General features: G+C 53.0%; 19 protein-coding genes and 3 tRNA genes. All 22 read left to right on the top strand.

Annotated elements, in window-relative coordinates:
* Positions 1-165 precede the first annotated feature (165 nt).
* The 22 genes from ACK8P7_RS05300 to rpsR all read left to right on the top strand — a co-directional run bounded on the left by ACK8P7_RS05300 (position 166) and on the right by rpsR (position 15,375).
* Positions 166-238: transfer RNA gene (locus ACK8P7_RS05300), tRNA-Asn, on the top strand.
* 70 nt (positions 239-308) lie between these two features.
* Positions 309-379, top strand: a tRNA-Cys gene (locus tag ACK8P7_RS05295).
* A gap of 6 nt (positions 380-385) precedes the next feature.
* Positions 386-457: transfer RNA gene (locus tag ACK8P7_RS05290), tRNA-Glu, on the top strand.
* Between the two features lie 558 nt (positions 458-1,015).
* The gene (locus ACK8P7_RS05285; RefSeq protein WP_410043180.1) at positions 1,016-1,219 is read left to right on the top strand and encodes a hypothetical protein; all 204 of its coding nucleotides are present in this window, start codon (positions 1,016-1,018) and stop codon (positions 1,217-1,219) included.
* 142 nt (positions 1,220-1,361) lie between these two features.
* Positions 1,362-2,354 carry a biotin--[acetyl-CoA-carboxylase] ligase gene (locus tag ACK8P7_RS05280; RefSeq protein WP_410043179.1) on the top strand — a complete coding sequence of 331 codons (993 nt, stop codon included), beginning with the start codon at positions 1,362-1,364 and terminating at the stop codon, positions 2,352-2,354.
* An 18-nt stretch (positions 2,355-2,372) separates the two neighbouring features.
* Entirely contained in the window at positions 2,373-3,005 is a 633-nt protein-coding gene (locus ACK8P7_RS05275) for a hypothetical protein (protein ID WP_410043178.1), read from the top strand.
* Position 3,006: 1 nt separating this feature from the next.
* Positions 3,007-3,582 (top strand): guanylate kinase, encoded by a 576-nt coding sequence (locus ACK8P7_RS05270; protein WP_410043177.1) that lies wholly within the window; start codon positions 3,007-3,009, stop codon positions 3,580-3,582.
* 89 nt (positions 3,583-3,671) lie between these two features.
* Positions 3,672-4,589, top strand: a complete 918-nt coding sequence (locus ACK8P7_RS05265) for an ATP-binding protein (RefSeq protein ID WP_410043176.1) — start codon at positions 3,672-3,674, stop codon at positions 4,587-4,589.
* Positions 4,590-4,611: 22 nt separating this feature from the next.
* On the top strand, positions 4,612-5,685 hold the full coding sequence (locus tag ACK8P7_RS05260) for a stage 0 sporulation family protein (protein ID WP_410043175.1): 1,074 nt from the start codon (positions 4,612-4,614) through the stop codon (positions 5,683-5,685).
* Positions 5,686-5,690: 5 nt separating this feature from the next.
* Positions 5,691-6,416, top strand: coding sequence for a tRNA1(Val) (adenine(37)-N6)-methyltransferase (locus ACK8P7_RS05255; protein ID WP_410043174.1), 726 nt, complete (start codon positions 5,691-5,693; stop codon positions 6,414-6,416).
* Positions 6,417-6,694: 278 nt separating this feature from the next.
* Positions 6,695-7,804: a hypothetical protein gene (locus tag ACK8P7_RS05250; RefSeq protein WP_410043173.1), complete on the top strand. Its 1,110-nt coding sequence runs from the start codon at positions 6,695-6,697 to the stop codon at positions 7,802-7,804.
* On the top strand, positions 7,779-8,228 hold the full coding sequence (locus ACK8P7_RS05245; protein WP_410043172.1) for a signal peptidase I: 450 nt from the start codon (positions 7,779-7,781) through the stop codon (positions 8,226-8,228). The genes ACK8P7_RS05250 and ACK8P7_RS05245 overlap by 26 nt, the downstream gene beginning before the upstream one ends.
* Before the next feature lie 53 nt (positions 8,229-8,281).
* The gene (locus tag ACK8P7_RS05240; RefSeq protein ID WP_410043171.1) at positions 8,282-8,977 is read left to right on the top strand and encodes a TasA family protein; all 696 of its coding nucleotides are present in this window, start codon (positions 8,282-8,284) and stop codon (positions 8,975-8,977) included.
* Positions 8,974-9,876, top strand: a complete 903-nt coding sequence (locus ACK8P7_RS05235; RefSeq protein ID WP_410043170.1) for a hypothetical protein — start codon at positions 8,974-8,976, stop codon at positions 9,874-9,876. The genes ACK8P7_RS05240 and ACK8P7_RS05235 overlap by 4 nt, the downstream gene beginning before the upstream one ends.
* The gene (locus ACK8P7_RS05230) at positions 9,873-10,589 is read left to right on the top strand and encodes a hypothetical protein (protein WP_410043169.1); all 717 of its coding nucleotides are present in this window, start codon (positions 9,873-9,875) and stop codon (positions 10,587-10,589) included. The genes ACK8P7_RS05235 and ACK8P7_RS05230 overlap by 4 nt, the downstream gene beginning before the upstream one ends.
* Entirely contained in the window at positions 10,579-11,829 is a 1,251-nt protein-coding gene (locus ACK8P7_RS05225) for a hypothetical protein (RefSeq protein ID WP_410043168.1), read from the top strand. The genes ACK8P7_RS05230 and ACK8P7_RS05225 overlap by 11 nt, the downstream gene beginning before the upstream one ends.
* A gap of 73 nt (positions 11,830-11,902) precedes the next feature.
* Positions 11,903-12,901: a DUF2156 domain-containing protein gene (locus tag ACK8P7_RS05220; protein WP_410043167.1), complete on the top strand. Its 999-nt coding sequence runs from the start codon at positions 11,903-11,905 to the stop codon at positions 12,899-12,901.
* 106 nt (positions 12,902-13,007) lie between these two features.
* On the top strand, positions 13,008-13,688 hold the full coding sequence (locus ACK8P7_RS05215) for a GNAT family N-acetyltransferase (RefSeq protein WP_410043166.1): 681 nt from the start codon (positions 13,008-13,010) through the stop codon (positions 13,686-13,688).
* A 117-nt stretch (positions 13,689-13,805) separates the two neighbouring features.
* Complete coding sequence (locus tag ACK8P7_RS05210; protein ID WP_410043165.1) at positions 13,806-13,991, top strand: DUF951 domain-containing protein; 186 nt, start codon at positions 13,806-13,808, stop codon at positions 13,989-13,991.
* Positions 13,992-14,214: 223 nt separating this feature from the next.
* A complete protein-coding gene (gene rpsF / locus ACK8P7_RS05205; RefSeq protein ID WP_410043164.1) occupies positions 14,215-14,559 on the top strand; it encodes a 30S ribosomal protein S6 in 345 nt (114 codons plus the stop codon).
* Between the two features lie 23 nt (positions 14,560-14,582).
* A complete protein-coding gene (locus ACK8P7_RS05200; RefSeq protein WP_410043163.1) occupies positions 14,583-15,068 on the top strand; it encodes a single-stranded DNA-binding protein in 486 nt (161 codons plus the stop codon).
* Between the two features lie 43 nt (positions 15,069-15,111).
* Positions 15,112-15,375, top strand: coding sequence for a 30S ribosomal protein S18 (gene rpsR / locus ACK8P7_RS05195; protein WP_410043162.1), 264 nt, complete (start codon positions 15,112-15,114; stop codon positions 15,373-15,375).
* Positions 15,376-15,386: the final 11 nt, after the last annotated feature.

Here is a 15,386-nt window from a genome sequence, read left to right as displayed (position 1 = left end):
TAATAGGTCGAGGGCTTATCCAATGTGCGCAAGACGAGTGAAGCGTGAAGGTTTACTTCCACAATCACGAGTATGCGGCATCTACGACAGTAGATGTGCTGGTAGGTTTGATGTTTTAAAATCTTTCTTTAGAATGAAAGATTTTGCAGATATTCTTGTTATTATTCCTTCATAGCTCAGTCGGTAGAGCACGCGGCTGTTAACCGCGGTGTCGTTGGTTCGAGTCCAACTGGAGGAGCTTCTGGACAGTGGGATTAAGACATCGATGCTTGTCTTAACCCTATTTGTTTTTTAAGAATGTATTTTATGGCGAGATAGCCAAGTGGTAAGGCATGGGTCTGCAACACCCTGAGCGCCGGTTCGAATCCGACTCTCGCCTCTCTTTGGCGCCATGGTCAAGCGGTTAAGACACCACCCTTTCACGGTGGTATCACGAGTTCGAATCTCGTTGGCGTCATCAGGTCCTGGGAAGTATCCTGGGACTTTTTTTGTGCCCGGAAATAAAAAAAGATTCGGAATATGTGAATCAGAAGTATATGTTTCGAACATATCTCGCATATATAATGAGCAGAAATCCAGGTGTCAGAAAAAATTTTAAAATTATCGGTCGAAGATAATTCTCAACATATATAATATGAAAACGATTCAGGATGGAAATACATACTACATAAGGTATAGTCTGAAAACAGACCATAGTCGTTTTGCGGACTATAGTCTACATGTAGACTATATGCAGAATGAAATTTATACGGTATAATGCAATTGTTCACGAGAAAGTACAATCCTCGGAACATCCGGCAGATGTTGTTTGGAGAGCGAGACGTCTACGGATTGCGATCTGCGAAGGTTTAGTGGTGCCTCTGCGGTCGCAGATCCCCCTCTTTTCGAATCATCCTGACTATTTTAAATGTTTTGGCGATTCAGAACGAAAAAACAATGTGTTCATGATGTTCGGTGGTGCATACAGACGATCTGGGATTGGTCTGATGTGTATCTCCGGCAGGAGAGGAGCAGTATGGATTACCAGATGAACGTGAGATTTCTTGAAGGCCTTCAGAGACTTCGTGAGAAGGGCTTTCAGATCCTGTTTAATGGAGAAGAGTGCCCGGCTGAAAACTGGGACCAGATGCTTCATCGGAAAGATGGGGGATTTTTTAAACGAGAATATGTCGATGCGTGCTCATCCTCGATTAATTTCCAGTGGGTATCACTGGCATGAGGGAGCAGGTAGCGTAAAAATCTGTAGAAAATCGTAAGAAAGGGGGTCGGTATTGGTACGGCCTCCTTTCTTGTATTCAATATGGATTTTTGTTATTATTTACGGGTCAGAATAGTAAACTTGAGATCTGGTGGAGGCTGACATGACGGTTAAGGAAACATTGATCCGATTATTTGAAGAAAACAAGGGACACTATATCTCCGGTGAGGAAATCGCACAGGAGCTTCACTGCTCTCGAACGGCGGTCTGGAAGGCGGTAAATCAGCTGAAGGAGGATGGCTATGAAATCGAGGCTGTAAAAAATAAGGGATACATGCTTTCACTGGAAAGTGATGTGCTGTCAGAACAGGCCATCTCCCGTTATCTGGAGCATGCGTATCCGGTTTCGGTATTTCAGGAGATTACGAGTACGAATGATGTGCTGAAGAAGCTGGCGGTTTCAGAGCACGTGCCGGAAGGGACAACGGTGATTTCCGATTATCAGACCGGCGGCAAGGGAAGACTCGGGCGCAGTTTCTTCTCACCGAAAGGAACCGGTCTTTATATCAGCATGCTGCTTCGTCCGGAGGGTACCGTTATGGATAATCTGATGCTGACCGCGCAGTCTGCCGTCGCAGTTTATCGTGCGGTCCGCAAGGTCTGCGGAGTCGAGCTTTCCATCAAGTGGGTCAATGACCTGTATTATGAGGGCCACAAGGTCTGTGGTATTCTCTCGGAGGGACAGACCAGCATGGAGTCCGGCCGCATGGAATTCGTCATCGTCGGCATCGGCATCAATCTTTATGAACCGGAGGAGGGCTTCCCGGAGGATATCCGCGAGAAGGCCGGATCGATTCTCGGAAAGCGTTCCGAGGGAAAAATCGTGGATCGTAACCGCATCGCAGCGGAGCTGATTCGGGAGTTCTATGCGCTCGCACCGGAGAAGACACTGGCACAGGAATACATCGATCATAACATGGTGCCGGGACATGACATCATGGTCATCGATGGAAAGACACAGCGGCCGGCCAGAGCCACCGGCATCCGCCCGGACGGAACGCTGGAGATCGTCGAGCAGGATGGAAGCGAGGGTACACTGGTTTTCGGTGAGGTCTCGGTGCGTCTGCGGGATGGCGATCAGATCGTGTACAAATAAGTTTGGGAGTCATGTGAAATGAGTGATTATAGAAAGCGGAGTACGAAACGAAAGAAGCGAAAGGAGGCGACGCTGGTCGGGGATCTGTTTAAGATTCTTTTTGCGGTGTCGATGCTGATCATCGCGATCCTGGTGGCGTTTTTCGTATTTAAAAATGTGAGTGGCTTTACGCTTCCAGATCTTCGGGTGACCGCGGCAGCAACACAGGAGAGTGAAACAGCGACTGTGGTCAGCATCGACACGAAGAAGAGTGCTGAGGTCGAAACGAGCGCTCAGATCCAGGTGACAGAAAGTGCGCAGCAGCCGGCGGAAACGGCAGCGACCGGTGCCGAGGATGAGGAGATCGAAAAGAAGATCGAGTCCGTCGAAGCCTCCATCGAGGAGAGTGTAAAGTCCTCTGAAGCAGAGTCGAAGAAGGAAAGCACGGCGGAAGACGAAAGCAGAGAGACGAAGGAATCGAAGTCCACGGATAAGGTAGAGGAGCTGCCGTCTCGAAAGGATACGGACATCGAAGGCCCTGTGCCTGGAGGTGACCGTCAGGGAGAGGTCAGTAACGGTCCGGTCGTCGGCCCGGATACCGTCAAGGAAAGTCCGGAGACGGTGCAGAAGGATGGTGCGATCATCAGCGAGGGCGGTCCGGTCGGAGGATGAGATGATCTATTATTTGTTTGGAAAGTCAGCAAGCGGAAAGGATACGATCTATAAGCGGCTGAAGGCGCTTCATCCGGACTGGAAGGAGGTCACGCCGTATACGACGCGTCCGATTCGTGAGGGTGAGCGCGAGGGTGTCGAGTATCATTTTGTGACGGATCAGAGGATGGATCAGTTTGAGCAGACAGGTCGGATCATCGAGGAACGGACCTACCAGACGGTCTATGGTCCATGGCGCTATGCGACGGTCGATGATGGACAGATCGTGCTCCGGGCGGGACAGGATTACCTGATGATCGGTGTGCTCCAGAGCTATGTCAGTACCCGGGATTATTTCGGTGCCGGACATGTTTTCCCGATCTATATCGAGGTGCCGGATGAGATCCGACGGGCGCGTGCGCGGGCTCGAGAGATGAAGGAGGCGACACCGAAGCTTGCGGAGATGCAGCGCCGTTTCGAGGCGGACCGTGTGGATTTTTCCGAGGAGAAGCTTGCGGCCGCCGGCATTGACCGACGGTACCTGAATCTGGATCTCGATGACTGCATCGAAGAGATCGAACGGGATGTGAGAGGCTGAAACCGGAAGAGCGCCTGTGGGTGGAATCGGAGGCAGAAGGCGTGCAGGGGCATGCGCGGAGTGACCACGGATAAAAAAGAACTGTATCAATGAAAGCAATTAAAATACCGGAAAATCAAATATACAATGCCTATCTGATCGAGGGCGAGGATATGGAGCTTCTGAAGTCGGCTGCGATGGAATTTACAGTGCAGCTGCTCAGCCGGGATCCGTCATCGGTGGATACAGGCGCGATGCCGATTTATCAGCAGCGTGGGTATGCGAGCTGTGAGGAGTGGGCGGACAGCGTCCGGAAGCGGGTGCAGAACCATGAGCATCCGGATATGCTTGAAATCGTGCCGAATAAGCCGGAGGAGCATCCGACGATCATCTCGGTCGACAATATCCGTGACCACGTGACGGATACGGTCGCCGTGCGTCCGTATGAGGCGGCCTATAAGGTCTATCTTATCGAGCATGCGGAGATGATGAATCCGCCGGCACAGAATGCGATTCTGAAGACCCTCGAGGAGCCGCCGGAGTATGTTGTGATCATGCTGCTTGCGGCGAACGCAGATGCGTTTCTGCCGACGATACTGTCGCGTGTCATCGAAATCAAGGCGGGCGAACGGGATGTCCGGGAGCGTTATGCGGAGATGATCACGGAGGAGTGGGCGCAGGAAACGGTGAAGCTTCTGTCCGAGATTCGCTTCCGCACAGGTCGCGAAATTCTCGATTTCTGTACACATGTGAGTAAGGACTGGAAGGTGCCGCAGGGAAGCCTGCTTGGCTTTCTTGAAATTATTTTACGGGATGTGCTATGCTATAAAAGCACGTCGCAGATGGAGCTTCTGTATGCACAGGACTCCGTCAATGTCATCATACGTATGGCCTCCGCGATGAGCTACGAAAAACTCGGTCAGGCCACGGATGATCTGGAGCGCATGCTTCGGGATCAGACGTTTAATGTGAACCGGGATCTGATGCTGGAGAATTTTCTGCTCCGGCTCAGGGATACCAGTATATAAAATGCGATAAAATGAGGAATATATGACAGAAGTAATTGGAGTTAGATTCAGAACTGCCGGGAAGATATACTATTTCGATCCGAAGGATATCCACTTCACCCGCGGAGAGCATGCCATCGTGGAAACGGCACGTGGTATCGAGTATGGTTTCGTCGTGATGGGAAACCGTGAGACGGAGGATGCGAAAATCGTACAGCCGCTGAAGGAAGTGATCCGTAAGGCGAACGCTGAGGATGATCAGCGCCACCTCGACAACGAAGCGAAGGAGAAGGAGGCCTATAAGGTCTGTCAGGAGAAGATTCGTAAGCATAATCTCGAGATGAAGCTGATCGATGTAGAGTATACCTTCGACAGCAGTAAGGTACTGTTTTACTTTACGGCGGATGGTCGTGTGGATTTCCGCTCTCTCGTGAAGGATCTCGCGGCGATCTTCCGTACGCGGATCGAGCTTCGACAGGTGGGCGTACGTGATGAGACGAAGATGCTGGGAGGCTATGGTATCTGCGGTCGCCCGCTCTGCTGTCATACCTTTCTGTCCGATTTTGCGCCGGTGTCGATCCGCATGGCGAAGGAGCAGGGGCTCAGCCTGAACCCGACGAATATCTCCGGTGTCTGTGGACGTCTGATGTGCTGCCTTAAGAACGAGGAGGATGTCTACGAGTTCCTGAATGCACGTCTTCCGTCCGTCGGTGATACAGTTACTACACCGGATGGTCTTCGAGGCGAGGTCAGCAGCATCTCTGTGCTCAGCCAAAAGGTAAAGGTCGTCGTCAGTCTCGAAAAGGAAGATGAGAAGGAGCTCCGGGAGTATAAGGTTTCCGAGCTTAAGTTCAAGCCGCGGAAGCGTCCGAATGGCGATAAGAAGAAGCCGGAGCAGAAGGGCAACCGTGCACAGAACGCGCAGGGAAGTGCTTCGGGTGGAAAAAAGGAAGGTCGTAGCGGTCGCGGTGAGCATGCGGCGAGCGGTGGACATGAGCGTGCACATGGTCCGAAGGGCGGTGATCCGCAGAAGAAGGCGGCTCAGCCGGATGTGGTCGAGATCGTAGAGCAGGTGGAAAAGCTGGGTGTGGACATCGTGCAGGGACAGGATGCGTAAGGTGTATGGCAGAGCGAATCGACGATTTACAGTGTAATGGCTACAGAATCATACAGGACAGTGAGGGCTTCTGCTTCGGTATGGATGCCGTGTTGCTGGCGAACTTCGCCGTGCCGGCCGTGACGTCAGAAACCAGATTGCTGGATCTATGCAGCGGGACGGGGATCGTCCCGCTTCTTATTGCGGCGAAAACGGAGTGTAAGGAGCTGATCGGTCTGGAGGTGCAGCCGAGTGTACAGTCGATGGCGGAGCGCTCGGTGGCGCTGAATCACCAGGAGCAGCGGATGACGATGCGCTTAGGGGATCTCCGGGATATCCGATCGATGGGCTATGACTCGAGTATGAACATCGTGACGGTAAATCCACCATACATGAAGTCCGGCCTTCGAAACCAGAACGACCGGAAGCTCATCTCACGACATGAGGTCCTGTGTACCCTCGAGGATGTGTGTGCGGCAGCGGCCTTTACGCTGAAATCGAATGGCCGGCTGTTTATGGTCCATCGGCCGAATCGGCTCGCGGATATCTTCTGCGCGCTTCGTGCAGAGCATCTCGAGCCGAAGCGGATGCGTCTCGTGTATCCGTATCTCGAGAGTGAACCGAACATGGTGCTGATCGAGGCGGTGAAGGGTGGAAAAAGCCAGCTGACGGTGGAAAAACCGCTGATCGTGTACCGTCAGAAAAAAATTTATTCGGATGAAATAATGCAGATTTACGGCTTGAAACCGTGATATTTTATAGTCTGTTTTCAGATTATAGTCCGTTTTCAGACATTTTCAAAAATCACATACTGTGCTAGTCTTTGAGCATGAGAAATATCAAGAAGCTTTTAACGCTTACTTCCTTGTTTCTCGTGCTTTTTTCTTTTCCGGCAGCGGCGACGGCTGTTGCCGATTCTGAAAAATTCCAGTTTCAACTTGATCTCTCCAGTGTGGATGAACTTCTGCCGGGAGATCTCTCAGAACACATCCTTCTCGTACAAAACCATACAGACAGGTGCCTTGCGTACATGGTAGAATCCGTGACATTTACCGGGTCGGAGGCACTGGCAGAGGAGCTCGAGCTGAGCCTCCTGGATGGGGAAAAAGCCTTCCTTCATGGAACGGTCGCTTCGCTTTCCAGGACGGACAGCTTCGAGCAGATCCTCACACACCCTGCGGGGTGTGAACAACAGCTGGCGCTTCGACTCCACTTACGAAAGGAGGCGACGAACGCGGTGGCCGGGAATACGCTGACGCTGTCGATCTGTTTCTCCGGAACGGATGCTCCACTTAAGGAGCGACCGCCGGAAGAGACGGAAAAACCACCGGAAACGGAAACACCGACGGAGACACAGAAGCCGCCGGGAACAGCAGAACCAGAAGAAACGATGAAACCACCGCCGTCATCCGGCGCCGGAACACAGGACGTGGAAAACGCAAGTGATGGCCGTCCTTCCGGAGGAAGCCAGACAGGTGGTGGTGGACACGGTGGAACCTCGATTCGCGGCGAGGGCTATGACGGAAAAACGCATGGTCTTCACGCAGAGGATCCGCCGGGAACACTGATGGATCAGCTCATGGAGTGGATCGACCGCATCTATGCGCATCCGGAGGATCTGGTGGAAACCGCCTCCAGACCGTATGGAGCTGCTGAGAAACATCCGGCGGAACTGTCCGGGATCGATTCGACGCCCGATGTGTCGGGGATATCGAAGCCTTCCCTGGAAGAAAGGAAATGTACGAAGAAGGAACTGCCGGAGACGAGAAGGAAGGCAGCAGGCGCCGGAGCGGAGCGGGATTTTTCTGCAGCGAAAAGCGTGGGAAAAACGGAAAATGAGAAGAAAAACGGCACAACGAACGATGGCGGAAACGCCAGGCTGGCGCTTCGTATCCGGGATGTAAGCCCGAAGCACGCAAGCGTACAGATCAGTACAGAGGGTGGAAGCGGGACGATACAGGATCCGGTGACACTGTATATCGGGCCGACACAGCGGGAGAAGGTGCTGCTTGTCATCTGTCTCTTCCTCTTCGTCCTCTTACTGATCCTTATCATCATGAAGTGCTGGCTCCTGTATCGGGCCACACAGTCAGAAAACCAGGAGGACAGTGCATATGCATCGACAGAACAGAGCGTGTAAAAAAACAAAAGGAGGTCTCAAACGAAAGCTGAACACGTTCTTCGGATGGATATCCGGCATACTCACGCTGTTTCTCATGGTGATTGCGGTCTATGCCATGCTTTCATCCTATCGGGAGCGGCGGTATGGAACGCCGTTTTTCCTCTTCGGATGGAAGCCGGTCGTGGTACTCTCCGAATCCATGGAGCCCACATATACCTCTGGTGACATTCTTATCGTCAGGGAGCGGACGGGTGCCCCGGAACCGGATGATATCATCCTGTTTCGTGCGACTGGTTTCGGCATGGATACATATGTCACCCATCGACTGATAGGGAAAGACGAGGGTGGCTATATCACAAAGGGTGATCATAATGAACACGCAGATCCGGGACGGGTGCAGGAGGCGGACATCCTCGGCACGGTGGAATATATTCTCTTCTGAGCACCGACCGGGTGGCGTACAGAACACGAATGAAAAAAGAAAAGGAGATGAACATGAAAAAACGAATACTGATGGCGGGTGTGATGGCGGTGACAGCGATTTCGGTCCTGGCGGGTGCCTATGCATTTTTCACAGATAAGAAGGATATCAAGGTGTCGGCGACCGCTGCGAAGCTCGGTATCACCGTCGATAAGACGAAGTTTTCGGACGATCTGGTCGCGAATATGGTGCCGGGTGATACCCGGGATCTCGTCTATACGATCAAAAAGGAAGTCGGCTCGAAGGATGCCATCGTTTTTTCTGAGGTGACACTGACCTCCAGTATCCCGATGTCGGATCCGGTGGAGTGGTTCATTCAGATGACCGGAAAACCGCTGACGCCGGAGGAAATCAAAATGCTGCAGGATGAAGCCGGGAGCGTTGCCGGCGGCGGTACGGTCAATGACATCCCGCTGGCAGAGCTTTCGAAGGCGAATTCGCTCAAGTTTCTCTCGCTGTCGAAGGACAGTAAGGTCGCAAAGTTCATCGTCGGTCATGGTGTTCTGGACAGTCAGGCGAATGGTATCCCGGTGAATCTCACGCTGCGGCTGAGTCCGAGTGCCGATAACAGCTTCGCCGGTGGAAAATGTGATGTCGGCGCAGAAATCTATGCGATCCAGAAGGAAAATCTGGAGCAGGATGGTGCAGCCACAAACTTCGCCTATATCCAGGGGCTGATCGTCGCCAATGAGTCTAAGAAGGCATCATGAGACGGAGGCTCAACCTTCTCCTCACACTCATCTTTCTGATGCTCGTGTTGCTCTGTGGGGCTGGAGCGTATTTTACGGATCAGCAGCAGGCGAGCATACGGGCCGCCGCCGCATCGATGGGACTTACGGTTTCGAAACCATCGTACGGAACGATACCGAAGGAAATCGAGAAGGACAGCCGACTGACGGTACAGTTTCAGATACGAAATGAGAGCAGTGTTCCGGTCTATCTCAGCGATCAGCACGTGCTCTATGTCAATGGAACAGAGGAGAAGGAACGTCGCGTACGACTCGAACGAACGACGGGCACAGCGTCGTCTGGTACAGGCGGAAACAGTGGGACGGCAGCAGGCACGAATGCGGTTCTTCGCCTCGATGCAGGTGAACGTCTGGTGCTGGACTATGTTCTGTCCTTCCCTGGTGCAGAAGCACTGCCGGAAGGCGTCCTCGCGCTGAAGGGAAAGCTGCTGCTTCGTGCAGCGACCAGTGCGGATGGGACATCCGGCTTTACGCATGGGCCGGTCACCGGCGTTCTCGACCTGACGGGTGGCGAGCTGCAGATCCCGACACGCAGTCGAAGTGTGCTTCTGTCGGAGCTGGTCGAGGCGGGCTCACACCCGATCGAGGAGATCCGCTGGTATCGTGCCGTTGGTATGGAGGGCGCAGGAACGCCTGGAAGTCAGATGCAGTGGAGCAGCTTCGATGCAGCGAAGCTGCTGACACTACAGCGAAACATCCCGCAGTATGTGCGCTATGAGCTCGTGGCAGAGGCCGGGGTGGTGCGTTCCCCTGTATATGAAATCACGCTGGCATCACAGGGGATTCAGGCGAAGGCGTACGATTATTTCGATGGGAAGGAAGTGAGTGCGGATATTTCCGTAAGCAAGGAGGCGATATGATCAGGTGCAGATGCAGCCACCGTGGAAAAGCGAACACACGCTTTTTCCGGGCACTGCTTGTCCTCAGCGTATGGGCACTGCTGGAGGGCAGTCTGTTACGCGCACTGGCGGCGGAGCAGGATGTGCTGTTCTGGCAGGATGTCGGGGATGTCGGTGCACCGTTTCAGCCGGCGGAGGTGCTTCCGCTGGGCGTGGAGGAGTGCTTCATCCCGGCGACAGGAGAGGTGCAGGCCATCAGCTTCTCCTATCATGCGGCGAATCATCGCTATCAGCTCGATGGGCTCTGGAATGACCGGGGCATCACGAAGCATATACTGGAGGATAAAGGGATGTCACAGGAGGACTACATCCGGCATTTCGGATTTCCGGCCGGACGAAGTGCAGGCGGATTGACGCTCACGGATCCGGTCAGCGGGATCCGCTACCTGTACCGGGCGGGTGCCGGTGAGACTGCATTGACTGAGCCACGGGGATACAGCAGCTACCGCTGGCAGAAAAGCATCGACGGGGCGGGCTATGTGGATATCGGCACGGCGAGTGCAGCGCAGAACTGCTTCGAGCCGGAGGCGCTTCGATTCGGAACGACCTGCTATCGCTGTATCGCGACGGTGGCGGAGCAGGAGTGCATCCTGGGTGAGAATTATGCCGTGGTGTACTACCGTCTGCCGACGGCGCGCGGACTCAGGATCCGGGAGGTGAGCCATGGAAGCTAGAGCGCTGCGACTGCCGATGCTGTCGATCGCACTGTCACTCAGCGTCAGCTTCTGCGCGCGGGCAGACATCTGCTTCGATACGATGTCCGGTGGACAGAGCCGTGCCTACATCGTTCATATGGATGCGGATGACAATACCGTCGAAGTGGAAATCACAGGAAATGTTCAAGTGAAGAGTCTGCGACCGGCGGGCGAGAGCGCTGCGTCGGGTATCCCCCGGGATAAGCTGCTGATCCGTATCCCGGAAATCAAGCTTAACTTCGCGGAGAATCCACATGCGGAATATCATGATTTTTTTGAAACCATGGAGGAGGCCATCGGTCTATCTGGTCAGCACGATGGTTTTCTGAATACGAAGATCCAGCGGGCGGGCTCGAGTATCCGCATCGATTCGGAGGAGTATACGGATTACAGCACGAGTGGAAGCTTCGAGACGGTCTTCATCAATAACCGGGAGTTTCGAATCGAGGACGAAAAGAACTGTCAGCCGATCCGCTTCATCGTGCCGGATCCGCCGGAAATCTATCTGTATTATAAGCAGGAAGAGGCGCTCGGAGAGCAGTATATCTTCAGCGGGCTGCCGGACGAGTTTCTGCTTCATGATATCTACCTCGGGGCCTATGCCGTACACCGGGACCATCCCGAACGAAGGGAGCAGATGATGGAGCGCCTGCTTCGACTGCGCTACCAGGATCTCTACTATCAGATCCGCTATGCACTGCATGACCCGACAGAGGAAGCCGCAGTGCCGTCGGCGGGGAGCACCTCGTATCAGACGCTGACAGAGAACCTCACGTATCTGTCACTGCCGGAGCTCCGGGAAAGCACTTCATCCGGGCGCAGAAGCGGGCGGGCATCCGCCGGGGCGACAGCAGAACGCTATGCCTTCGTCGGATGGAAGCTGACAGAGCTCGGTGTAGGGGCGGAGCTGAACGGACCATGTCGATCGGAAGAAAGCGGACTTCCTAAGACGAAACGAAAAGAAAGCCCGATGATGTCCTTTCTAGGCGGAAAAGCGGCAGCGATGAGCGCGCAGCTGTACGAAGATATCTGTGCCGAGGAGGTGATGGCGGGAGCTGCGATGATGACGATCGAGGCACAGGAGACGAATGCGTCGCAGGAAACGGATGTGTTACAGAAAACACCAGAAGAAGGAGGTGAGGAAGAAATGCTGCCCGATGAAACGGCCATCGCAGCGTGCCCGGATGCTGAGAAAATCGCCACCCCGAGCACACTTTAGAAAAAGTTAAGTTTTTATTTCGGGGAGGGAATGTATATACTGTAAGCGATTACTATGAAAAACAGGAGGTTTTATGGATATACATTTTAACAGGGCGAATCCGAAGGAGGCAGCGCGTATGGCCCCATTTTACGCGATGCGTCCGAATAAGACCTGTGACAGCGGTGTGCTGGATACATTTTTATGGAGCGAGTACTATGATGTAAAGACGGCCATCGTCGATGAGAGGGCGGTACTCGTACAGATGAAAAACGGCGATGAGTACTTCTCCGCGATGCCATACTGCAGCGAGACGGATCTGCCATACTACTTCGATCTCCTTCGTCAGTACTTTAATGAGGTGCTGAAGAAGCCGCTGAAGATCTATCTCGCAGATGAAGAGGCTGTGCAGCTCCTGAAGCTCGAGGAGGATCCGCACTTCCTCGTAAAGGAGGAGCGCGATCTCCGGGACTATCTCTACGATGGAGAGGAGCTCCGGACGCTGCCGGGAAAGAAGTTTCACAAGAAAAAGAATCTCGTGAACAAGTTCTGCCGGGAATATGAAGGACGCTGGGAATATCGTACACTTCATGCCGAAGATAAGCTGACGATCTGGGGATTTCTCGATCAGTGGTATGCGAAACACTCCGGGGATGAGGAAGCCGAAGCATCACTGGAGTACGAGGTGAAGGGAATTCACCAGGTGCTTCAGTCGGAGTTCTCTCTCCCGGACTACCACATCGGTGGCATCTTCATCGATGGAAAGCTGGAGGCCTTTTCCATGGGCGCCTTAAACCCTCGTGAGAATATGGCCTGCATCAGTGTCGAGAAGGGCAATGCAGACATTCCGGGCATCTATCAGATCATCAATCAGCAGTTTCTCATCCATGAATTTCCGGAGGCTGCGCTCGTCAACCGGGAGGACGATCTGGGACTCGAAGGACTGCGGCGCGCGAAGGAAAGCTACAATCCGTGCGGATATGCACGGAAATACATGCTCCTCCAGACGGATTTCACTGGCTGGCAGGCGGAAATCACCGACCGGTATGAGGCGGAGATCGATCAGTACGAACATACCGCATCCGAAGGATGAGTACGAGGGACGGCAGTTTCGGTGTTGCTCCGTGCAGTGCATGGATGCACATCGATACAGCAGAACCAGACAGCGATGCAGAGCATCAGAAAAGAGCAGACATCGTATGACAGAAATCAGAGTGTTACGAACACGCGAAGAAAAAGCAGGGACACGCGCACTGTATGAGCGGGTATTTCCGGAGGACAGTGCACGCTTTCTCGACTGGTACTATCAGGATCGCTGCAGCGACAACATCATCCTTGCGATGTGGAAGGATGGACAGCTGGTCGCGATGGCGCATCTGAATCCATTTGTGATGCGTACAAAAAAAGGCACGCGAGCCCGTGTATACTATATCTATGCGGTGGCGACAGCACCGGAGGCACGCCATCAGGGCTGTATGGCAGCACTTCTTCGCCGCAGCTTCCAGCTGATGGAGGAAGCGCATATCCCGTTCTGCTTCCTCCTCCCCGTCGATGAAGCCATCTATCAGCCCTTCGACTTCCATACAGTATGTGACTTTCAGACCACGAAGGCCACGGACTATGCGGCGGTGCAGCAGGCGTATGACGTATATATAGAAGAAAACGAAGATTATGTACGTCGTGTGCAGGCGCAGCAGGCGATGGCGGCGGAGGCAGATGAACTGTCCGATTCCGGGCTTCCGGCGCACCCGGTCATCATGGCGAGGATCCTCTCGCTGCCGGATTTCCTTTCGTTCAGTGGTCTCCCGGAGGAGACCGACCGGGCGCAGGCGATCCACTGGCTTCGGCAGCAGCGGATCTATATCGCAGAAGCTGTATAAAAGTATGCAGTGGAACGATTTTATCGTAAGATCGGATGATCCACGACGGGCATAAGCGATGATCGGATGGTACACTGTCTGATCGGATCGTTGAACGTGGCATAGAAAGAGGTGTGTATGACAGAAATCCATGTCGGAGATATCATCAGTGCGAAAAAAAAGCATCCCTGCGGATCAGATGACTGGATCGTCCTCCGTGTGGGGGCCGATATCCGTCTTCGCTGTGCTGGATGTGGGCATCTTCTGATGCTTCCGAGGGCGAAGGTGGACGGGATGATCCGGCACATCCGTACGCCGGAATGAAGCGGCAGATGATAGATGATACTGTATAAAAGGATAGAATCATCTATCGGAGGACGTGCAGAAGCAGAAAAAAGCACGGAAAATCCGAAAAAAATAAGTTGCAAATTTCAATCAAAATAGCTTGCAAACAACTTTGTTTTCTGTTAAGATGCAATATCGTATGACTAAATTCCTTGTTTCCGCCCAGGAGCGGAAGCCAGAGACCAAAAGGAGGTAAAAGCAGATGAACAAATATGAGTTATGTGTTGTTCTGAGTGCGAAGCTCGAAGATGATGAAAGAGCAGCTGCAATCGAGAAGATTAAGGAGTATGTTACTCGTTTCGGTGGCGCTGTCGGAGAGAACATCCAGGAGTGGGGCAAGAAGAGACTTGCATATGAGATTCAGCATATGAAGGAAGGCTTCTACTATTTTATCCCATTCACAGGTGATTCCGAGACTCCGAACGAGCTCGAGAGCCAGCTTCGTATTATGGAACCAGTTATCAGATATCTTGTTGTTAAGCCAGAAGCTGAGACTGAAGCACCAGTAGCTGAGGAAGCTGCTCCTGCAGAAGAGAAAGCTGAATAAGCAAGCGGAAAGCGAGAAAAACAATGAACAAAGTTATCCTCATGGGTAGATTAACCAGAGATCCGGATATCAGATACGCACAGAGTGAGAGCCAGATGGCGATCGCAAGATATACGCTTGCAGTGGATCGTCGTATGCGCCGCTCACAGGATGGCGCCAGCCAGGATCAGCAGACCGCAGACTTTATCGGATGCGTAGCATTCGGACGTTCTGCAGAGTTCGCTGAGAAGTACCTGCGTCAAGGCACCAAAATCGTGGTTGAGGGTAGAATCCAGACCGGAAGCTACACGAACAAGGAAGGCCAGAAGGTCTACACCACGGATGTCGTCGTAGAGAATCAGGAGTTTGCAGAGAGCAAGAACGCATCGGCTGGAAATGGCGGAAACTATTCCGCAAACCGCAGCTATGGACAGCAGTCACATGGCGGCCAGCAGAGCAGTGCTGCGATCGGTGATGGTTTTATGAATATACCTGATGGGGTAGAGGACGAGGGTCTCCCATTTAATTAAGGTGAGGACATGCCCTTGTGACATTTTACAAGGAGGATTAACCATGGCATTTCAGAAGTCAGATAAGCCAGCTAGACCTAGAAGAGCCGGCGGCTTCCGCAGCAGACGTAAGGTTTGCGTATTCTGCAGCGAGAAGGCTAAGCCTATCGATTATAAGGACGTTGCTACATTAAGAAAGTACATCTCTGAGAGAGGTAAGATTCTTCCTAGAAGAATCACTGGAACCTGCGCTAAGCACCAGAGAGCGATCACCCTTGCAGTTAAGAGAGCAAGACACGTAGCACTTCTTCCATACCAGGTAGATTAATTTCAGCCTGA

Source organism: Oribacterium sp. P9, assembly GCF_046365365.1.
In the GTDB taxonomy this organism is placed as follows: Bacteria; Bacillota; Clostridia; order Lachnospirales; family Lachnospiraceae; genus Oribacterium.
Note: the sequence above shows the minus strand (reverse complement) of the source record. Positions and strands in the feature narration are given on the sequence as shown.

What these genes read in the sequence shown, in the direction of transcription:
- ACK8P7_RS05230 (WP_410043169.1), top strand. Translation starts at nt 9,873, where the DNA reads ATGATCAGGTGCAGATGCAGCCACCGTGGAAAAGCGAACACACGCTTT.
- ACK8P7_RS05270 (WP_410043177.1), top strand. Translation starts at nt 3,007, where the DNA reads ATGATCTATTATTTGTTTGGAAAGTCAGCAAGCGGAAAGGATACGATC.
- ACK8P7_RS05260 (WP_410043175.1), top strand. Translation starts at nt 4,612, where the DNA reads ATGACAGAAGTAATTGGAGTTAGATTCAGAACTGCCGGGAAGATATAC.
- ACK8P7_RS05220 (WP_410043167.1), top strand. Translation starts at nt 11,903, where the DNA reads ATGGATATACATTTTAACAGGGCGAATCCGAAGGAGGCAGCGCGTATG.
- ACK8P7_RS05235 (WP_410043170.1), top strand. Translation starts at nt 8,974, where the DNA reads ATGAGACGGAGGCTCAACCTTCTCCTCACACTCATCTTTCTGATGCTC.
- ACK8P7_RS05215 (WP_410043166.1), top strand. Translation starts at nt 13,008, where the DNA reads ATGACAGAAATCAGAGTGTTACGAACACGCGAAGAAAAAGCAGGGACA.
- ACK8P7_RS05275 (WP_410043178.1), top strand. Translation starts at nt 2,373, where the DNA reads ATGAGTGATTATAGAAAGCGGAGTACGAAACGAAAGAAGCGAAAGGAG.
- ACK8P7_RS05225 (WP_410043168.1), top strand. Translation starts at nt 10,579, where the DNA reads ATGGAAGCTAGAGCGCTGCGACTGCCGATGCTGTCGATCGCACTGTCA.
- ACK8P7_RS05245 (WP_410043172.1), top strand. Translation starts at nt 7,779, where the DNA reads ATGCATCGACAGAACAGAGCGTGTAAAAAAACAAAAGGAGGTCTCAAA.
- ACK8P7_RS05240 (WP_410043171.1), top strand. Translation starts at nt 8,282, where the DNA reads ATGAAAAAACGAATACTGATGGCGGGTGTGATGGCGGTGACAGCGATT.
- ACK8P7_RS05285 (WP_410043180.1), top strand. Translation starts at nt 1,016, where the DNA reads ATGGATTACCAGATGAACGTGAGATTTCTTGAAGGCCTTCAGAGACTT.
- ACK8P7_RS05265 (WP_410043176.1), top strand. Translation starts at nt 3,672, where the DNA reads ATGAAAGCAATTAAAATACCGGAAAATCAAATATACAATGCCTATCTG.
- rpsR (WP_410043162.1), top strand. Translation starts at nt 15,112, where the DNA reads ATGGCATTTCAGAAGTCAGATAAGCCAGCTAGACCTAGAAGAGCCGGC.
- rpsF (WP_410043164.1), top strand. Translation starts at nt 14,215, where the DNA reads ATGAACAAATATGAGTTATGTGTTGTTCTGAGTGCGAAGCTCGAAGAT.
- ACK8P7_RS05250 (WP_410043173.1), top strand. Translation starts at nt 6,695, where the DNA reads ATGGTAGAATCCGTGACATTTACCGGGTCGGAGGCACTGGCAGAGGAG.
- ACK8P7_RS05200 (WP_410043163.1), top strand. Translation starts at nt 14,583, where the DNA reads ATGAACAAAGTTATCCTCATGGGTAGATTAACCAGAGATCCGGATATC.
- ACK8P7_RS05280 (WP_410043179.1), top strand. Translation starts at nt 1,362, where the DNA reads ATGACGGTTAAGGAAACATTGATCCGATTATTTGAAGAAAACAAGGGA.
- ACK8P7_RS05255 (WP_410043174.1), top strand. Translation starts at nt 5,691, where the DNA reads ATGGCAGAGCGAATCGACGATTTACAGTGTAATGGCTACAGAATCATA.
- ACK8P7_RS05210 (WP_410043165.1), top strand. Translation starts at nt 13,806, where the DNA reads ATGACAGAAATCCATGTCGGAGATATCATCAGTGCGAAAAAAAAGCAT.